This window comes from Candidatus Thiodiazotropha sp. AKAK3, assembly GCF_058244645.1.
In genome coordinates this window covers 17,466-32,340 of sequence record NZ_JBSYOQ010000065.1, presented here as the reverse complement: position 1 = coordinate 32,340, position 14,875 = coordinate 17,466, and the positions used below count along the sequence as shown (strand labels likewise).

Here is a 14,875-nt window from a genome sequence, read left to right as displayed (position 1 = left end):
CTCAAATGTTCCCTATAGGATGGGGTATTTTTTTCTTGACTGTCGGATGTTACGTCAAGTCGATAATCAATGCAAAAAGACTATGTAAACAAAATCATATGAAATTATTAGTAGAAACTAATGAGGTAACTTGAAATTGCTTTCATCTGTATGACAATCATTGGGCCGACAGGTTTGCCATACATGATCGATATTACCTAATAGTTTGAGTCTTTTGATCAGCAGCTTTTGTTTGTCAGGGGCTGAATTGATCGGGTGAAGCGTGGTTCTTAGCTGGTGGGGTGTGCTGCTTGAAACCAGTATCTGGGCAGACTGCCATGGGGATTTACCGCTACTGGGTACCCTGGTGATGGTGTGATACTCCTCTTCAAGAGCTTTGATGTCGAGACCCACCCAGTCCAGATAGGGTAACAACTTTGCTAATCGTATCGGGTAGATTCCTGCGGTATGCAGGCCGATCAAATAACCCATCTTTTTTACACTTTTTACTGCATCGAAAAGAGCTGACTGTAAGGTAGGTTCTCCGCCGCTGAATACAACGGCATCCAGCAATCCTCTGCGCTGATCGAGAAATGCCACTATTTCACCCCAGGGGATAAGTGGGGCGCCATTGCTGGGTATGAGTTCAGGATTATGGCAGTAGTCGCAATGCAGTGGACAGCCCTGACAGTAGATTACCGCTGACAGTTGATCAGGATAGTCGATCATGGTCATGGGGGTCAGCCCCCCCACCCTGAGGGGTGAGGGGGTGGTGGGGGTATTCACTATGCTTTCTGCTCACTGACCTCGGAATGCGGTTCCCGATAGCATAGACGCTCAGCCTGTTCTGCCTGTTTCCCAGGGTTGAATGCTGAGATAGGTCGGTGGTAACCCATCACACGGGTCCAGACTTCACAGCGGGTGCGCTCTTCATCTCTTAACTCAGTGGATTGAGTCATCTGCTTGCTCCTTTTGCTTCTGTTGTATCAATAGATCATCACATTGGGGGCAGAATTCGTGCTCGCCACTGAGATAGCCATGCACCGGACAGATGGAGAAGGTCGGGGTGATGGTCAGATAGGGGATGCGAAAATTAGCCAATGACCGCCTCACCAGTTTTTTACAGGCCTCAGTACTGCTGATCTGTTCGTTCATGAATAGATGCAGCACCGTGCCGCCGGTGTATTTACGCTGCAGTGATTCCTGATGTTGCAGAGCAGCAAATGGGTCGTCGGTATATCCTACCGGCAATTGCGATGAGTTGGTGTAGTAAGGTTTGTTCTGAGTTCCGGCTTGCAGAATGTCGGGAAATTTTTTCTGATCGAGCCGGGCAAATCGGTAGGTTGCACCTTCAGCCGGAGTCGCTTCCAGATTATAAAGATGCCCAGTCTCTTCCTGAAAGGCCACCATTTGTTGACGAATCCGCTCGAGAAAACGCTCCGCCAGGGCTTTGCCGTCAGCGTCAGTGATGTCGAATCTGTCTCGGCTGAAATTGCGGATCATCTCATTCACTCCATTGATCCCTATGGTCGAGAAGTGGTTGCGTAGCGTACCCAGGTATCTTTTTGTGTAGGGAAACAGGCCCGCATCCATATGACGCTGAATAACCTTTCTTTTTATTTCCAGGCTATTGCGAGCCAGTCTAAGTAGTTCGTCAGTGCGTTTCAGTAAGGCTGTTTCGTTCTCTGTAAATTGAAATCCCAGGCGGGCGCAGTTAAGTGTCACCACACCAAGAGAGCCGGTTTGCTCAGCTGAACCAAATAGACCGTTGCCCCGTTTTAATAGTTCGCGCAGGTCGAGTTGCAGGCGGCAGCACATCGATCTGACCATATTCGGGCTAAGTTCCGAATTAAGAAAATTCTGGAAATAGGGTAGTCCATATTTCGCGGTCATCTTAAACAGTCTTGTGGCGTTTTCACTCTCCCAGGGAAAGTCCGGTGTGATGTTGTAGGTTGGAATCGGAAAAGTGAATACTCTGCCTTTGGCGTCCCCTGTTGTCATTACTTCGATATAGGCGCGATTGATGAGATCCATTTCAGCCTGCAGTTCGCCATAACAGAAGGGCATTTCGATGCCACCGATCAGTGGAACCTGCTGACGCAGATCCTCCGGGCAGACCCAGTCAAAGGTGAGGTTGGTGAAGGGTGTTTGGGTGCCCCAGCGAGAGGGTACATTGAGGTTATATATCAGTTCCTGAATTGCCTGTTTTACCTGGCTGTAGTCGAGTTGATCCTTTCTTACAAAAGGGGCCATATAGGTATCAAATGAACTGAATGCCTGAGCACCGGCCCACTCATTTTGTAAGGTGCCGAGAAAGTTAACAATCTGGCCTATGGCGCTGGAGATATGTTTTGGGGGGGAGGACTCAACCTTTCCTGGTACACCATTCAGTCCCTCATGCAATAAGGCCCGCAGGGACCATCCTGCACAATACCCAGCCAGCATATCCAGGTCATGGATATGCAGTGCCCCTTCTCGATGGGCTTCACCGATCTCCGGTGGGTAGACATGGTTGAGCCAATAGTTGGCAATCATCTTACCGGAGGCATTTAATATCAGTCCGCCCAAGGAGTAGCCTTGGTTGGCATTGGCTGTGACTCGCCAGTCCGATCGCTGTAGATACTCATTCACCGAGTCCGCGACATCCAGTAGCGTACGGCGATCCTGACGCAGCTTTTTGTGCTGCTCCCGATAGACAATATAAGCTCGGGCGGTTTGCAGATGGTTGGCGCTGATCAACACCTGTTCAACCACATCCTGGATGCGTTCAATACTGGGGGTTCTCTCCCGATACCCGGTGTGGGTGAGCACTTTGATTACATGAGCGGTAAGCAGCTCTGCCTCGTCATTGTCGAACTCCCCACTGGCCTCACCGGCCATGAGGATGGCGTTGTGGATCTTGAGCGGATCGAAATCAGCCTTACTGCCATCACGTTTGAAAATCCTGGTGGGCGTAGATAGTGGCTGTCGAGACAGGGTGGCTGACATCTTGGGTTCTCCTCCCATTGTTATTGATTTAACTCAACATATTGTTAGTAACAACTAATTGAAGCACTATATGTTGTGTTTTCAAGGGTAAGAGTTGACTTGGATCAACTGTCGGAGAAATTGAGCTGCGAATAGTCTATTCGAAGAGAATGGGTGCGGCCTTGCCGCACCAGTCAGTCTGTTTGTCTCGAGCAGATGGGTGGCTAAAGTGGAGTTGGATGGTACGGCAGGGTTTCACCCAACTTACTATAATCCGTCGGCGACGAAGGGGTTGGTCTGGCGCTCTTCGCCAAATGTGGAATCTGGTCCATGGCCTGGTATGAATCGCACATCATCCCCCAGAGGCCACAACCGCTCTTTTATAGAGCGCAGTAGGGTGTTGTGGTCGCCCCGTGGAAAATCTGTTCTGCCTATAGAGCCCTTGAAAAGTACGTCACCCACCTGAGCCAGCCGGCTGTCGCGGTGAAAAAAGATGACATGGCCGGGTGTATGGCCTGGGCAGTGGATCACCTCCAGTCTCTCATCACCGATTGTTACCTCATCGCCCTGTTCCAGCCATTTGTCCGGGGTACAATTCCTGGCATCCCCAAAGCCGAACATACTGGCTTGTTGCTGCATATTTTCGAGCCAGAAGGCATCTTCCTGATTGGGGCCGATGATTGGTACCTCTAGTCTTTCAGCCAGCTCCACTGCGCCACCGGCATGGTCAAGGTGTCCATGGGTGAGCAGGATCATTTCAGGTTTCAGCTCGAGATCGTTAAGTTGCTCAATGATCAGCTCACTATCCCCGCCTGGATCGATGATCGCAGCAGATCGCGTGTTTTCGCACCAGAATATTGTGCAGTTTTGTTGGAAAGGGGTTACGGGGATTACTTTATAGTGCATTAGCTGATTTTGCTCAGAAGTGTTTCAAGTTGAGATGCGTTTTTGGCGCCCAGGAGAATATCGTCGATGAAGCCATCTTTTACCAGAATTAATGTTGGTGTAGCACGTACTTTATACGCTCTCGCCGCTTCTGGATCACGCTTAACATCAATCTTGCTGATATTGTCATGACGCTCTGACAGTTCGTCGATCACAGGCGTCATTGTTTTGCAGGGAGGGCAGTTATCACTATAGAAGTAGATCAACTGATCCTTTGCTTGCTGGCCATCAGTCGCTACTTTTTGACCGATCTGGCGCTTTGCCGAGAGGTAGGTGAGCAGGGGGACCAGAATAAGATAACTGGCTATCAGCAGTAATATGATCATCACCCAGGACATCAGAATCCCTCCAGGACTGTTTTCAATATTAGGCTATCCTATAACCCATTTTTGGGGCCGATTCGATTAGTGTTACCAGGCCCTGGTTCTATGTTCAGGCTTCGGTAAAAACCTACAGTTTAATTCTAAGGCAGGTTTTATAAAATTTAACTGATTGGCATGCCCCATATAGCCTATTATGGGGCGAGCATATTATTACTATTAACCCTGAAGACAACATACTTAATCGCCGGGTTAATAACCAGAACAGAGACATAGCGATAGATCCTATGGAGCAGACAACACTATTTATTGTGGTTGGGGGATTATTAGTCCTCACCCTGGTGCTGGCAAGTATTATCCAGCGCTATAACGACTTCGTGGAAGAGCGTAACCAGAAGGTTCAGCGTATCCTTAACCGGGTAACTGAGATCGAGGCCTTGATTCAACGTATTCCAGGGCTGCCTGTGCCTGTGGAGGTTGAAACCTTGCTGCGTCAGGATATTTTGGTTCGTCTGCAGGCGCTGAAGCAGATGCATCACAAGTACGAGGGTATCAATCAGATGATTCAGGCCGCAGAGCAGGCCGTGGGAGAGGTCAAGGCTCAGCCTCAGGATACCCATCTGGATGCCCTGCGTCTGGAACAGTTTTCGCGTCTGTTGAAAGAGGTGGATTGGCTGCTCAAAGAGCGCCGGTTACTCACGCCAATGACCGATGAGTATAGGGATCGGTTGATTGCAGCACTCGATTTCAGGCACGCCGAATCTCTCTATCACCACCATATCAAGCAGGCAGAGCGATTGGAGAAGGAGCAGCAACTGCACCAGGCTCATTGGCACTGCAGTCAATTGAAGACTCTGGTAGAACCGTTAGTCCAAAACAACCAGCAAGCAGCTGAGTGGATTAAAGAGATTCGACGTGTTTGCGAGAAGATAACGAAAAGTTTGCGAGGCTCAGCTTAGTCGGATTGCTCTTTTTCGATATATCCGTTGACTGGTTCTGTGATGCGATGGCTCTCATCCAGCCACTCCCCAAGGTCGATCAGACGGCAGCGATCGCTGCAAAAGGGCTTCCATTTTGAAGAGTCTGCCCAGATGACCTCTTTGCCACAGTTGGGGCAAGGCACTGTTGTCGGTGCTTTTCTTTTCATTAGAAGATGCAGGTGGTGAGTTGAAAAGGGATATCCTGCTTGGACTGAGTAGGCTTGCCGCTATCGGTAGTCTCCAGAAAGCGAATGCTGAAACGGTGCTTATTGCCACTGATCTCTGTGAAGACATCGGTCTGTCTCGGCAGACCCACTCTGACCATCTGTGCTGGTGATGAAGGTTCCAGGGTTTTCTGGAAAAAACCTTGTAGCGCTCTCTCTTCACTGGGCAGGTTGCTGCCACGAACCAGGTTGAGCAACAGCACCACAGCTTCGCGTACCGGATGCAATTCCTGCATCCATTCGCTCATCTGGTTCTGACGTACTTCATGGGGCTGATTGAGCCAGCGATGGTACTGGGGGAGGTCGAAGTTGCAGCCACCACCAGGAATGCTACTGCGTTGCATGATGGCAGTGAGGAATTCGTTATTGCGCAGATTGCGGGCGATCTGTCCGTCCATTCGATAGACCTGGTGGATCGCCTGTTCCAGATCATCCAGAACCAGCCCCAGGGTCTGCATGTTAACCTCCGGCTGCTGACGTACCCTCTCCAGGTTGCTGATATGACGCTCCAGCTCCTTGAGAATCTCCGTCTTCAAGTCTGAACGTCCGAATACAGTCATGATACTGAGCAGACCACTAACCGCAGCCCGGTTGCTCCAGCTGTCGGCAAGCGGACGAAAGTGATCCACCTGTAGAAACAGGTGTTCAAGTCGAAGAAAGGTGCGAATCCTTTCATTCAATGGATGTTCGTAGTGAATCTGATCAGTCACAAGAGATCTGTTGGTCCATCTGGCAGAGTAAATAGCTGCTTATTATGTCAGGGGTTGACGCTGACTGCTAACGCGAAGCATAAGAGAGTGGGTGTCTGTTATCATTTTGCCATAGTCTACATCTAACTTCGCACGCCAGGTCCAAAACTGAAGCTGTCCAGAATATGTACATAGTTGACCCGTTCGAATTCGCTTGGGTCGGCTACACTGACCTGGCTGAGTCTGCCACGAAACTCCTCAACTGACTCAAAGCCCTTCTCCTCCATCCAGGATTCGATACCTTCAAGTAGACCACGGATCGCTCCTGGGCCCTGTTCGAGCAGCAGGCTGCAAAGGTGAACCACATCGGCTCCCGCCAGCAGTAACTTGATGGCATCCTCAGCGGTATGAATACCGCCAGTCGCCCCCAGTGAGAGTTTGGTGCGCCCATGCAGTATTGCGATCCAGCGCATTGCCAGCAGGGCTTCTGACGAGGTGGAGGTATGAAGTGAGCTGGTGAGTCGCAGATTGTCGATGTTGATATCGGGCTGGTAGAAGCGATTGAACAGGGAGACGCCACTGGCACCAGCTGCTTCCAGCTGCTTGACCATATTGGCCATAGCGCTGAAGGCCGGAGATAACTTCATGTTGATAGGCAGGTTTACCCGTTGTTCCAACTGGGTCAGCAGTTCTATATAGCGCTGTTCAATCTCCGTGCCGCTGGTTTCGATATCGGCCGCAACCTGATATATGTTCAGTTCAATGGCATCGGCGCCAGCCTGTTCCATCTCAGTAGCGTGGGTAATCCAGCCGCCTGGGGTGGTGCCATTGAGGCTGGCAATAATCGGGATATCGACGGCTTTCTTGAGTGTCTGGAGGTTTTCCAGGTAACGCTCTTGACCGTTGGAGAAGTCGTAATGATCAGGAAGAAATCCATCGGCTTCAGAAAACCCGGTGTCCTGGTGGTGCAGAAAGCGCACCATGCTCTCCTCTTCTGCAGTAACTGCCTCTTCGAAAAGTGAGTACATGATTACGGCCGATGCGCCGGCATCCTCCATTCTTCGCACGTCATCAATGCTGCGTGACAACGGAGAGGCTGAAGGTACTAATGGGCTTTTGAGGCTTAAGCCAAGGTAGTCGGTTGTAAGGTCCATATCACTCATCTGAGATCGAATTCCAAATTACGTTTACAAAATATTATTTGCAGAGTATAGGCATTTCCTTCTCGGTCAACATACCCCTGTTGAAATGCGCCAAATTTAGCGCGATGCCCAATCAGGTCTCACTGGCTGATACTAACCAGGCCATACGATATTAATAGACTCAGGGCTACAAGCGTAGCTCAGATCAAGGCGCACCCCAAGGGCACTTCCTTCGGGGCGCGGCTCGCCGGCAGGAGTGGCACAGGGATGTGCCGTTTACGGAGCTAAGGATGGAATAGCCCATCCCTTGTCAAGAGCCGCAACACCGAGCTGAGTCATGCTTGTAGCCCCTATCCTCATATATTTAATGACAGGCCGTCGTGTATTAATATCGATGGCCTGGTTAGTAAATACCTGGGATGCAGGCAGGTTGTTACACTATGTTACAGTCGAATACCCAGCGCAACAGGCTTTTTGCGCATGGCGTGCTAATGTCAGGGGTGACGAAAGTAGAGGTTTTTTTAAATGCACGAAAATACCACAGATAGACCGCCCAGGGTGCTGTTGGTGGAAGACGATGTTCAGCTGGCAGGGTTGGTGCAGGAGTATCTGCAGAGATATGAATTTGAAGTGCATCTGCAGCATCGAGGGGATACAGCGATCGAGAGAGTGCGAACACTCAAGCCGGATATTCTGGTGTTGGATCTGAATCTGCCAGGGCGTGATGGCTTGGAGATCTGTCGTGAGATCCGGGCGGAGTTTAACGGCCCTATCGCCATGTTCACCGCCCGGGATGAGGATGTGGATGAAGTGGTGGGATTGGAGTTGGGTGCTGATGACTATCTGACCAAGCCTGTTGAACCTCGTGTGCTACTGGCTCGACTGCGATCCTTACTGCGACGATATCGCGTTATCACCTCCCCACCAACTACTCCTGTAGGTGATCAACTTACCTTTGGTGGATTGCATGTTGATGCCAGTGCAAGAACCTCAACCCTCAATGGAGAGCCGATTGAGCTTTCAACGGGGGAATTTGATCTGTTGTGGTTGCTGGCTGGCACTGCCGGCAGAGTAGTTGACCGGGATAGTGCATTGAAGACGTTGCGCGGTTTTGGTTATGACGGCTTGGATCGTTCTGTGGATATTGGTATTTCGAGATTGCGACGTAAACTGAACGACAACGCCCATCGACCCTACCGCATCAAGACAGTGCGCGGACGGGGTTATCTGTTCGTGCCAGATGCCTGGGGCTGATCGGAATCATGGTGCGGCTCTACCTTACCCTCTACGGCGTACTCTTTTTTACCTGTACCCTTTTTGTTTTAGGGCTCATCTGGCTGCCCGAAGTGGCACTGAAAGGGACGATTCATGATCACTATGAACGTTCCATGTTTGGCGTTTTTGGTCTGGTGGAAGATAGATTGAAAGCCAGACCCAATGACGAATGGGATCAGGTGATTGTTGAGCTGGAAGTAAATTTCAAAAGTGGCTTGGTGTTATTCGATTTTGATGAGTTGCCAACGGAGGTTTCCGAACAATCCGAACTCAAGCAGGGTGAATTTGTTTTTACTGACAAGGATGGCCAGACTCGGTTTTACAAACGAGTGCCCGCTTCTGATCGTTATCTGATGTTGGCTCTGGGTGTGAGTCAAGAGCAGCAGGAGGTGGAGGATGTCGAGGGTATAGTACGTTTGATTGAAGATCTGTTTCTGCAGAAAGAGCAGGCAGAGTGGCCACAGGTTCTGCAGATGCTGGGCCAAAGATTCAAAATGCCGTTGAGTTTGCTGCCCCTCGATGACCCTTCGCTACCAGCAGACCGGTTGACTGAGATAAAAGCAGGCAAGGTTGTAGTGCTCGGTATGCAGGATAGCCGTGAAACTTACTATGCCCGAGTGCTTGATTCTGATCTGGTGTTTCGCGCCGGGCCTTATGAAGCGCCTTTTGTATTGCGCCATTTCAATATGCTGTTACTGGTTGTTTTTGCCTTAGTGGTTGCTTTGGCTGTCTACCTCTGGGTGCGTCCTGTGTGGCGGGAGTTGAACCGTTTTGATCAAGGGGTCAGCAGGCTAGGAGCAGGGGATCTCGATACCCGTTTGACAGTAGGTAAAGGTGCGGCTCTGAAAGCCCTGGCTGAGACCTTTAATGCCATGGCAAAGCGTATACAAAAGCTGATTCTATCTCACAGAGAGTTGACCGGAGCAGTCTCCCATGAACTGCGTACACCAATAGCCCGCTTACGCTTTCGTGTGGATATGTTGGCAGAACCGCTTGCAGAGGAGGATAGAGATCGCCATATCACCGCCATGCGCAAAGATATTGTTGAGCTGGAAGAGTTGGTGAATGAATCGCTCAGCTATTCACGTCTCGACCGGGAGCGTCCGGAATTGGTGTTGGATACCGTCTACTTGCAGGATTGGCTGCAGGCACTGCTGATTGAGATTGAGGATGATTTTTCAGAACTTAAGCCTGAACTTATTTCACAGGCAAAATATGATCAACTACAAGTTGCTCTCGATTCAAAACTGATGGGCAGAGCGGTTAAGAATCTACTCAGAAATGGACGTCGTCACGCAGAATCGAGTTTAGTGATCAGAGGGGAGTATCGAGAGGGTATGGCTAGAATCGTTGTTGAAGATGATGGTGCCGGAGTGCCTGAGAAAGAGAGCGAGCGAATATTCAAACCTTTTGCCAGACTGGACGCTGCACGAGACCGGGAATCTGGTGGTGTTGGCTTGGGGTTGGCCATTGTGCAGCAGATTGTGCGTTGGCATGATGGCAAGGTTTGGGTAGAGCGTGCCGACAGTGGTGGGGCACGTTTTATTGTTGCCTGGCCAGCTACACAAGTCTGAGTATGATATCTATTCAGGTACAGCACACTAGTGATCGTTACCTTCATAAATCCACATCGATTGAGTATTCACCGCTGGTTCAAAGCCTACTGTTTTATAAAACTCGATTGCATTAATGTCAGCAGTTAACATCTGCTGGTGAAACTCTTTATAGATTGACTGCATGGCGTGCATCATTTTGGAACCAATTCCTTTGCCTTGGTACACCGGGTGAACCAGCATGTGTGGGTAGTAAACAACTAAATGCCCATCTGATATCGCGTTGCCAATACCAACTAATTTACCATCAATGCGAGCTGTTACCAGTGTGTGGGAGTTTTCTAAGGCGAGTAATAGTGGTTTTGGTTTTTCAGCTGAAGACCATCCATTTGCACGGTACAGCTCAACCACTTCATTCTCTTCAATCGAATCGTTGATTTGAATTTTAACTTCCATGTTGATTCGGTGTTTCTCTGCTGTGAAAGAAATTTTCGGATTTCTCCTCATAAACCTTGAGGAGCATATTTGTAAGCACATTCAACGTGACTGGTTTACTCAGGAAATCAGTAAAGCCTGCATCGAGTATGCTATTGCGTTGTTCAGGAAATGCATGAGCTGTAATAGCGATCAGTATAGGTGGGGATTGAAACTCTTCAAGAACTACAGCTGCAACCTCCAGGCCAGTGATGTCGGGCATTTGAATATCAAGCAGTACAACATCATATTGTTCGTTACGCATTCGCTTCAGAGCTTCTGTTCCATTTTTAGCCTCATCAAATTTTGCGCCCAGCTTGGTGAGAAAGACATTAAGCAGTCGACGATTTATATCGTTGTCGTCAACGATAAGCACTTTTAGGTTGTGTAACTCGGTATCAGTATTGACGGGTTTTTGTTTTTCAACTATTTCGTTCCTATTCCCTGATTCAAATCTCAGAATTAAACTGAAGCAGGTTCCCTGAGCAACTTCGCTCTGGACATAAAGCTGACCACCCAACCGATTTACCAGGTTCTTGACAATAGCCAGGCCGAGGCCGGTTCCTTCATTTCGACGAGTCTCAAACCCCTCTAGTCGTGTAAAGTTCTCAAATATGGAGGTCAATTTATCTGTAGGGATGCCAATGCCGGAATCTTGTATGTCAAATATTAGAATTGTGCTATCTGGTGACTTCTCTTTTGTACTGATATGAAGAGTGACATACCCAGATTCGGTATACTTAAGTCCATTGGATAACAGGTTGCCCACAATCTGTCGAACTCGACTGACATCTCCGCGTATCACATCCTCTACGTCACTATCGACTTTCAATGTGAAGGATAACCCTTTTTTGTTGGCTATGGGCTGGAGCATGGCAACAAGGTCCTGCATCTCCTTAGTTAGAGAAAAAGACTCCTCAGTGATGTGAATATGCCCTGCTTCGATAGCAGTGATATCAAGAATATCATTTACGATATGCAGAAGACTCTTACCGGCTTTTTCAATCTGATCTACAGACTCTTTATATTTCAAATCAAGTGGTTCACTCTGCAATAAATCGGTAAAACCTATAACGCCATTCAGTGGCGTGCGAAGTTCGTGACTTATCGTGGCCAAAAATTGGCTTTTGGCAATGTTCGCCTGTTCTGCTCTCTCCCTGGCCTCTTCAACGTTTGCGTTTGAGTTTCTTAGCTCACTGACCAGTTTCTCATTATCAAGCCAGAGGCGAATATTTCGAGTTATGGCTGTGCTGTACTCTTTTGCTGCTGATAGCACGAAGAGGGTATAGATCAGTATCATGCCTAGCATGATTATAGATTTTTCAGAATTCTCCAGCGCCAGTGTGAAAGAGATTGGTGAGAGTATTGCTACAAGTGAGAAAACATAATTCTTGAATATCGAAGCGCGGGTTATGATGCCACCTGCAGTTATACCTGCAAGCATAAACAGGGTTATCGTCTGATAGGTCTCTACCTCTATCGAGTAGCCTGCTAGGCCAATCAATCCCCAGGGTATGTCATTGAGTAGTGCGAGAAAAGTAAAGATTCTCAACCAGCGCGCAGCATTGACCTCTGTTCCAAGTCGTTTGAATAGATAGGCAGAGATTAGGAAGAGAGTCGCAGTGATGCAGCTAAAGCCTACCAGGGAAAGCAGAATCGGTGTCGAAATATAATCCCAGTAGAAATAGGTAACCAGTGCAAGTAAAGCATAAAAACCGATACTGGATTTTATTGCTAGCTTGTAATACTCCTTTGCTAACTCCAGGCTTAGCTTAGTATCGACTATCAAGATGGTTTTCCAGGTCTCTCTTCTTGGCTTTGGCGGATTATTTTTTAATCCTGCCTAGTATAAAGGAGATGTTCCTCATGAATAGAACTACTGCTCATCTGCTGTCTGGCATTTATGTGGCATCGAGTAACCTCCTAAATTAAATAGGGTTTACAATATAGCATCAACTTTCAAATATTTGTAATCAGTGTCATTGTTGCTTCAACCCGTCAGTTTAAATTACTCATACTCTAAGGTATGACTGCTGCGAGAAAAATGTAGCTATCAACTTGCTGTGGTGTGGGGCTTTGCCCTACAAAATAGGGTGATAAACACTGTAGTGATGTTGCTGCTGTTAACTCATGATCTAGGGTCTGTTAGCCACCACTAGGACTTTGCATCTAACGCCTTATGGTGGGGCATGGCCCCACCCTACGTCTGTTTTGTGTTTGTTTTCAAGAGTCTCTTGAAGTTGGGATGGAGGGTAATGGTGAATTTGTGGGTTAATTAAACAGTGATAGGTTTGTGGTTGTCTTTAAATCAGTCAGCTATCTGCCAATGGATGATCTATCGATTTCTGCAATAGCGCCGGGTGCGCCAAGGTAACATGAGCAAGCCGGCGAACATCAGATAGCGCAGATCTGGCTCAGGTACCGCAGCAAAACGCATGGCATCCACGCCCACTAAATCGTCAGTGGCGCAACTCGAACCTGTTGCTTGAGAACAGTCAAAGTTGAGCGTGAAAGCTGTAAAGCTCTGAGTAGGGTCGTAGAAAGAGATGATATCCAATCGGCCGTTATTATCGTCTGATCCCGGCAGGTGGAACAGAAGTGACTCATATCCACTGTTGGTTGTGAAGGTCAGTACAGTGTCACCAATAGAGGTGGCTACATCCAGCAGGTCGAACTGAATCGCATTGATCGCATTTTCAAAGCTGAATGTCACCGGTCCCCAATTCTGATAGCCACCTGGGGCAGCAGAGATAGAAGAGAGGCCGTCACTGACAAAGTCTCCACTATTTTTGTAGGCTGTTTCGAGTCTGAAGTGTTCACCCTCTTCAGTGGAGACATTGACCTGGTCAAATTGTAGCTGTTCGGCATAGCGGTTGGACGGTGCACAGGCGTCAGGTGAAACATCACCACAACGTTCTGACCACTGTTGCGAGGTCTGTTCGAAACTCTCATGGCTGAAGATCAGGTTTTCTGTAGCGTCTTCAAAGCTCGCACTGTCATTGATATATAAGACCGGTGTCGCCCAGACTGACGTTGTGCTGACTACCATCGCGGTAAATAGAGCTGAGAATAACCTGAACATCCTGCTACCTGCTGCAATACGAAAAAAAATACTATTAGCTGACAATTTGGCTCAAGCGCTGAGATAAGGGCTAACTATATAGTTTTAATGGATATTTCTAAAATCTATTAGTTACTTAATCTACGCTGAAAATTGAACTGCGCTTAATGCATATCGTCCATGATTCAGAATTCTGCAGGCACTAGTGTACCTCGTCATAGATTCTGTACCATTCAGAGCCGCCCCAATACGTCAGATCAAGGCGTGGCTCGCAGGGAATGGCAGGCCTTTTACAAGAGTCTGTTACAGAGAGATACATTCCCAAACAATACCACCACAGACATTAACAGGCCGGTTTCTTACTCTGGTGACGTCAATCAATAAAAAGGAGACGTTACTATGCAAAACCCTGTTTTTCACTCTTCAAGTACGAGCAATATCCCGACTGTTGCGCTTGCCCTGGGTATATCACTTCTATCTGCTCAGACATCCGCTGGTGAATGGCTTGTCGGCGCCAATCTGGGGGGAGGGCGTAATCCGGTTGTCGGTGAAGACGGTTATGCTGCACTGGTTCCGGTAGTGGCCTACCGGGGGGATCGCTTTCATGCCAATCTGGGTAACCCTGGCCTCTCTTACTTCAATGGAAGCACAAATTTTGGTGGCCTGGGATACAGTCTGATTAAAGAAGAAAATTTTAACCTTGACCTGGTAGGACGATTTCGTGCCATGGGTATTGACCCTGATGACAATGATGAGCTGGAGGGTTTACATAAACGTAAACCTGGCTTTGATGCCGGCATAGATTTCAGCTGGGGCAGTGAACTCGGTCAGTTGAATGGACAACTTTTGGCAGATATCAGCGGTCGTTCGAAAGGTCAGGAGCTGGTTGTCAGTTATGCCTATCCCATGCAGTTTAGTGGTTGGACATTGAGACCTGAGGTTGGAGTCAGTTGGCAAAGCAGTGACCTGGCTGACTACTACTTTGGTGTTGACGAGGATGAGGTGAATTCCCAACGTGAGGCCTATCAAGGGAGATCCACTGTCACGCCATTCCTTGGCATTCAGGCAGAGTATCAACTTACGAAGCATACCCATTTGGTTGGTGGCGTTGGTGTCGGACGTTTAGGTGATGGTATCGGTGACAGTCCCATCGTTGATAAGCGTAATATGGCTGGTGGCTTTATCGGCGCGGTATACCATTTCTGATCTCAACCGATATGAAACTGAAGCGCACTCTTGTATTGACGATCGTTGCTCTGCTGTTCC

At 48.5% G+C, this 14,875-nt stretch carries 15 protein-coding genes; 4 read left to right on the top strand and 11 right to left on the bottom strand.

The window, feature by feature from the left end; translation table 11 throughout:
• Nucleotides 1-117: 117 nt before the first annotated feature.
• The 5 genes from AC4IE7_RS16805 to AC4IE7_RS16785 all read right to left on the bottom strand — a co-directional run bounded on the left by AC4IE7_RS16805 (nt 118) and on the right by AC4IE7_RS16785 (nt 4,229).
• Entirely contained in the window at nt 118-765 is a 648-nt protein-coding gene (locus tag AC4IE7_RS16805) for an anaerobic ribonucleoside-triphosphate reductase activating protein (protein ID WP_490778015.1), read from the bottom strand.
• Nucleotides 765-938 carry an anaerobic ribonucleoside-triphosphate reductase gene (gene nrdD / locus AC4IE7_RS16800; RefSeq protein WP_490778014.1) on the bottom strand — a complete coding sequence of 58 codons (174 nt, stop codon included), beginning with the start codon at nt 936-938 and terminating at the stop codon, nt 765-767. The genes AC4IE7_RS16805 and nrdD overlap by 1 nt, the downstream gene beginning before the upstream one ends.
• The gene (locus tag AC4IE7_RS16795) at nt 922-2,967 is read right to left on the bottom strand and encodes a ribonucleoside triphosphate reductase (protein ID WP_490778013.1); all 2,046 of its coding nucleotides are present in this window, start codon (nt 2,965-2,967) and stop codon (nt 922-924) included. The genes nrdD and AC4IE7_RS16795 overlap by 17 nt, the downstream gene beginning before the upstream one ends.
• 246 nt (nt 2,968-3,213) lie before the next feature.
• Entirely contained in the window at nt 3,214-3,852 is a 639-nt protein-coding gene (locus tag AC4IE7_RS16790; protein WP_490778012.1) for an MBL fold metallo-hydrolase, read from the bottom strand.
• Nucleotides 3,852-4,229, bottom strand: a complete 378-nt coding sequence (locus AC4IE7_RS16785) for a thioredoxin family protein (RefSeq protein WP_490778011.1) — start codon at nt 4,227-4,229, stop codon at nt 3,852-3,854. Before AC4IE7_RS16785 ends, AC4IE7_RS16790 begins: the two co-directional genes overlap by 1 nt.
• A 269-nt stretch (nt 4,230-4,498) precedes the next feature.
• On the opposite strand from AC4IE7_RS16785, the gene AC4IE7_RS16780 reads away from it, so the two are divergent.
• Nucleotides 4,499-5,170: a hypothetical protein gene (locus AC4IE7_RS16780; protein WP_490778010.1), complete on the top strand. Its 672-nt coding sequence runs from the start codon at nt 4,499-4,501 to the stop codon at nt 5,168-5,170.
• On the opposite strand, the gene AC4IE7_RS16775 is transcribed toward AC4IE7_RS16780, so the two are convergent.
• The 3 genes from AC4IE7_RS16775 to AC4IE7_RS16765 all read right to left on the bottom strand — a co-directional run bounded on the left by AC4IE7_RS16775 (nt 5,167) and on the right by AC4IE7_RS16765 (nt 7,258).
• Nucleotides 5,167-5,358: a DNA gyrase inhibitor YacG gene (locus AC4IE7_RS16775; RefSeq protein WP_490778009.1), complete on the bottom strand. Its 192-nt coding sequence runs from the start codon at nt 5,356-5,358 to the stop codon at nt 5,167-5,169. The genes AC4IE7_RS16780 and AC4IE7_RS16775 overlap by 4 nt on opposite strands.
• Nucleotides 5,358-6,125 carry a cell division protein ZapD gene (gene zapD, locus AC4IE7_RS16770; protein WP_490778008.1) on the bottom strand — a complete coding sequence of 256 codons (768 nt, stop codon included), beginning with the start codon at nt 6,123-6,125 and terminating at the stop codon, nt 5,358-5,360. Before zapD ends, AC4IE7_RS16775 begins: the two co-directional genes overlap by 1 nt.
• A 122-nt stretch (nt 6,126-6,247) precedes the next feature.
• Complete coding sequence (locus AC4IE7_RS16765; protein WP_490778036.1) at nt 6,248-7,258, bottom strand: dihydroorotate dehydrogenase-like protein; 1,011 nt, start codon at nt 7,256-7,258, stop codon at nt 6,248-6,250.
• A gap of 513 nt (nt 7,259-7,771) precedes the next feature.
• On the opposite strand from AC4IE7_RS16765, the gene AC4IE7_RS16760 reads away from it, so the two are divergent.
• Together AC4IE7_RS16760 and AC4IE7_RS16755 are read left to right on the top strand one after the other, a co-directional pair.
• Nucleotides 7,772-8,500 carry a response regulator gene (locus tag AC4IE7_RS16760; RefSeq protein ID WP_490778007.1) on the top strand — a complete coding sequence of 243 codons (729 nt, stop codon included), beginning with the start codon at nt 7,772-7,774 and terminating at the stop codon, nt 8,498-8,500.
• A gap of 8 nt (nt 8,501-8,508) precedes the next feature.
• Nucleotides 8,509-10,095: an ATP-binding protein gene (locus AC4IE7_RS16755; RefSeq protein WP_490778006.1), complete on the top strand. Its 1,587-nt coding sequence runs from the start codon at nt 8,509-8,511 to the stop codon at nt 10,093-10,095.
• A 27-nt stretch (nt 10,096-10,122) separates the two neighbouring features.
• On the opposite strand, the gene AC4IE7_RS16750 is transcribed toward AC4IE7_RS16755, so the two are convergent.
• The 3 genes from AC4IE7_RS16750 to AC4IE7_RS16740 all read right to left on the bottom strand — a co-directional run bounded on the left by AC4IE7_RS16750 (nt 10,123) and on the right by AC4IE7_RS16740 (nt 13,630).
• Nucleotides 10,123-10,530, bottom strand: a complete 408-nt coding sequence (locus tag AC4IE7_RS16750) for a GNAT family N-acetyltransferase (RefSeq protein WP_490778005.1) — start codon at nt 10,528-10,530, stop codon at nt 10,123-10,125.
• Nucleotides 10,520-12,337 (bottom strand): ATP-binding protein, encoded by a 1,818-nt coding sequence (locus tag AC4IE7_RS16745; protein ID WP_490778004.1) that lies wholly within the window; start codon nt 12,335-12,337, stop codon nt 10,520-10,522. Before AC4IE7_RS16745 ends, AC4IE7_RS16750 begins: the two co-directional genes overlap by 11 nt.
• A 546-nt stretch (nt 12,338-12,883) precedes the next feature.
• Nucleotides 12,884-13,630, bottom strand: coding sequence for a hypothetical protein (locus AC4IE7_RS16740; protein ID WP_490778003.1), 747 nt, complete (start codon nt 13,628-13,630; stop codon nt 12,884-12,886).
• 378 nt (nt 13,631-14,008) lie between these two features.
• Between AC4IE7_RS16740 and AC4IE7_RS16735 the strand changes: the two genes are divergently transcribed.
• Entirely contained in the window at nt 14,009-14,815 is an 807-nt protein-coding gene (locus AC4IE7_RS16735) for a MipA/OmpV family protein (RefSeq protein ID WP_490778002.1), read from the top strand.
• Nucleotides 14,816-14,875: the final 60 nt, after the last annotated feature.

Bases quoted from the DNA above. Each gene is read 5' to 3' on its own strand.
- nrdD (WP_490778014.1), bottom strand. From the start codon at position 938: ATGACTCAATCCACTGAGTTAAGAGATGAAGAGCGCACCCGCTGTGAA.
- AC4IE7_RS16795 (WP_490778013.1), bottom strand. From the start codon at position 2,967: ATGTCAGCCACCCTGTCTCGACAGCCACTATCTACGCCCACCAGGATT.
- AC4IE7_RS16790 (WP_490778012.1), bottom strand. From the start codon at position 3,852: ATGCACTATAAAGTAATCCCCGTAACCCCTTTCCAACAAAACTGCACA.
- AC4IE7_RS16785 (WP_490778011.1), bottom strand. From the start codon at position 4,229: ATGTCCTGGGTGATGATCATATTACTGCTGATAGCCAGTTATCTTATT.
- AC4IE7_RS16780 (WP_490778010.1), top strand. From the start codon at position 4,499: ATGGAGCAGACAACACTATTTATTGTGGTTGGGGGATTATTAGTCCTC.
- AC4IE7_RS16775 (WP_490778009.1), bottom strand. From the start codon at position 5,358: ATGAAAAGAAAAGCACCGACAACAGTGCCTTGCCCCAACTGTGGCAAA.
- AC4IE7_RS16765 (WP_490778036.1), bottom strand. From the start codon at position 7,258: ATGGACCTTACAACCGACTACCTTGGCTTAAGCCTCAAAAGCCCATTA.
- AC4IE7_RS16760 (WP_490778007.1), top strand. From the start codon at position 7,772: ATGCACGAAAATACCACAGATAGACCGCCCAGGGTGCTGTTGGTGGAA.
- AC4IE7_RS16755 (WP_490778006.1), top strand. From the start codon at position 8,509: ATGGTGCGGCTCTACCTTACCCTCTACGGCGTACTCTTTTTTACCTGT.
- AC4IE7_RS16750 (WP_490778005.1), bottom strand. From the start codon at position 10,530: ATGGAAGTTAAAATTCAAATCAACGATTCGATTGAAGAGAATGAAGTG.
- AC4IE7_RS16740 (WP_490778003.1), bottom strand. From the start codon at position 13,630: ATGTTCAGGTTATTCTCAGCTCTATTTACCGCGATGGTAGTCAGCACA.
- AC4IE7_RS16735 (WP_490778002.1), top strand. From the start codon at position 14,009: ATGCAAAACCCTGTTTTTCACTCTTCAAGTACGAGCAATATCCCGACT.